The 2,834-nt window shown below is 55.5% G+C and carries 2 protein-coding genes; both read left to right on the top strand.

Features of this window, described 5'->3' with window-relative positions:
- On the top strand, positions 1-515 hold a 515-nt coding region (locus JMJ95_RS04705), incomplete at its 5' end, for a hypothetical protein (protein ID WP_290683157.1).
- Positions 505-2,691: a peptidase domain-containing ABC transporter gene (locus JMJ95_RS04700; protein ID WP_290683155.1), complete on the top strand. Its 2,187-nt coding sequence runs from the start codon at positions 505-507 to the stop codon at positions 2,689-2,691. The genes JMJ95_RS04705 and JMJ95_RS04700, both read left to right, overlap by 11 nt.
- Positions 2,692-2,834 lie beyond the last annotated feature (143 nt).

Raw genomic sequence — 2,834 nt, 5'->3', positions numbered from 1 at the left:
CCCAGGCAGGCAGGGATGAAATCGACATGGAATGCTTTGCCGGGCTTCTGCAGTTCGCGGGACTTGTATTTGACAATCCCTCCGGAAGCAATTTCCTGAAACTCTCCCTGACCTGCCCCATGGGATTCGATAATCTGATGGCGGCTGCAAACGGAGATTATCTTCTATGCCACAAGGTCAGCGGGAATTTGCCCATAGGCCATTGCTTGAAGGGGCTGGATTTCGAAAAGCTCGTTGAGGTGAACAGAAAATATGCCGGGACCGTAAACTCGGGCGAATGCAGGAGCTGCTGGGCTGTCCGCTTCTGCAGGATATGCGCGGCGGCGCGAATGAGCGGTGAGGGATTCATCAACCCCACGCCGCAGGAGTGCGATGTGCTCAGGCTGGATATCGCTTTCAGGTTTGCCTGCTTTCTTCATCTTGCCAGGAATCACCCGGATATTCTCGCACGGATCTTCCAATACAAAAGAGATCCCGAGCATTGCGTAGGGGTTATAGACATCAATGATTTTTAGGAAATCCTTTCCCTTTTGCAGGCAGCGGGACATGATGGACTGCGGTCCGGCGTGCCTGCAGATGATCTGCAGACATTTCGGGAGATCCTTTTCCCTGCCCTATCTTCGCGAGAAGAGCGAAGCCGGCCGGGACGGCACGTCCTTCGGCAGCCTCCGCAGGGCCGGCGAAGCCCTGGGACTCCGGGGAAGGTACCTTCGCGTGTCCTTCAGCTGCCTGGAAGAAGAAGCGCTCCTTCCCTGCATCGTGCCCTGGGACCGAAACCATTTCGTCGTTCTGTGGAAAACGGGGAACGGGAAGATGCACATCATGGATCCGGCAGACGGAGAGAGGGTCGTGGACTGCGGCGAATTCCGCTCACGATGGTCGGGAGGAGAGGACGAGGGATTTCTCCTTTTCTTTGAACCGGCGGAGCGTTTCCGTTCCCACCGGGAGCCGGAAAGAGAAAAGGAAAAAAATATGCTTTCACTGGCTCCCCTCATGGCGCCCTATGTTCGCCTTCTGGCCTCCATAGGGCTGGCAATGCTTCTTACGAGCGCCATCCAGATGACGCTTCCCTTTCTGACCAGAATTGCGGTCGACAGGGGAATCGGAACAGGGGATATCACAATCCTCAAGGCGGTCTTCCTTGGACAGGCCCTGCTGGTCTCCGGCCGGACCTGCGCCCATTTTTTCCGGGAATGGGCACTCTTTTTCGTCAGTACACCGGTAAACATCAACCTTGTACGGGCGTTCCTCGAAAAACTCGCACACCTGCCCCTCCGCTATTTTGACGTCAAAAAGCTGGGGGATATACTGCAGCGCCTTCAGGACCACAACCGGGTGGAATCCTTCCTGAGCCGCTCGGTTCTCGGTATACTGATGGCCGCTCTGAATGTCGCCGTTTATGGGATTGTGCTGTTTTTCTACAGCAGGGCAACGTTCTTCGTTTTTCTTGCCGGAACAATACTGTACGTCCTGTGGGCACGCCTTTTCCTTTCCGCGAGAAGAAGGATCGATTATCAGAAATTCCTGTGGATGGGCAGGAGCCAGGATGCGGTGATACAGTTCGTGATGGGGATGCAGGACATCCGGCTCAATCAGTGCGAGGAAAAGAAAACGGATGCCTGGCATTCGCTGCAGGAAAAACTTGCCGGTGCAAAGCGCAGGGGACTGGCAATCGGACAGGGGCAGCTGCTCGGATGTTCCCTGATCCGGGAGGCCCAGTATGTCCTTATTTCGTACCTGGCGGCCCGGTCCGTCCTGGACGGTGACATCACCCTCGGGACCATGCTCGGGATCCAGTTCATTCTTGGACAGCTGGGCGGACCCGTAGACTTCCTGTTCCATTTTTTCACCGAGGCCCAGGATGCCTCGGTCAGTTTCGAGAGAATCCAGTCCGTCCGCTCCCTCCCGGATGAAGAAGACGAAGGGGGAGAAAGGAATGGGGAAATTTCTCCCTCGGCCGATGTCATTCTGAAGAACGTCTCCTTCCGGTACGGCGGAGAGAATACGGGCAACGCGCTCGATTCGGTGTCGATAACGGTCCGGAACGGAATGACCACGGCTGTAGTCGGGGAAAGCGGGTGCGGGAAGACGACCTTTTTAAAGCTTCTTCTCGGCATCTACCGTCCTTCGGAAGGAGAAATTTTTCTCGGCTCCGTTCCCCTCTCTTCAGTTCCTCCCGGCGAATGGAGGAGGTGCTGCGGGGCAGTGATGCAGGACGGGTATATTTTCTCCGACACCATTTCCGCGAATATCGCCCTGTCAGGAGATGAACCGGACCCGGAGGGTGTGAGAAATGCCGCCCGAATGGCGAATTTAGAAGAATTCATCGAATCCCTTCCGCAGAAATACGAGACGCTGATAGGGAACGATGGTCACGGCCTGAGCCAGGGACAAAGGCAGCGGATCCTTATCGCGAGAGCGATTTACAAAAATCCCGGATTCCTGTTCTTCGACGAGGCGACGAATGCTCTCGATGCCGGAAACGAGTCCGTCATCATGGGCAATCTCAGGTCATTTTTCGAGGGGAAGACCGTGGTGATAGCAGCCCACAGGCTGAGCACCGTGAAGAATGCCGATCAGATCGTGGTTCTGGAAGGCGGCCGGGTCGTGGAGCAGGGGACCCATTCAGAACTGGTGTCCGCAGGGGGAAAATATTATGCCCTTGTCGGAGGGCAGATGGAACCCCGGTAGGGTTCCACTCTTTAACCCTGGATTCCCGGCCATTCATAACGAGGTTGCCGGGGAAATCACTATAAACCAAGTAATGATCGCACTTTGACAATCGTCGACTTGACCACCGCATCGTTACGTGTTACAATAAACATAACGAGGTG

Source organism: Aminivibrio sp., from assembly GCF_016756745.1.
Classification (GTDB): domain Bacteria; phylum Synergistota; class Synergistia; order Synergistales; family Aminobacteriaceae; genus Aminivibrio.
The sequence above is the reverse complement of the archived record's forward strand: the minus strand, read 5'-3'. Positions and strand labels throughout refer to the sequence as shown.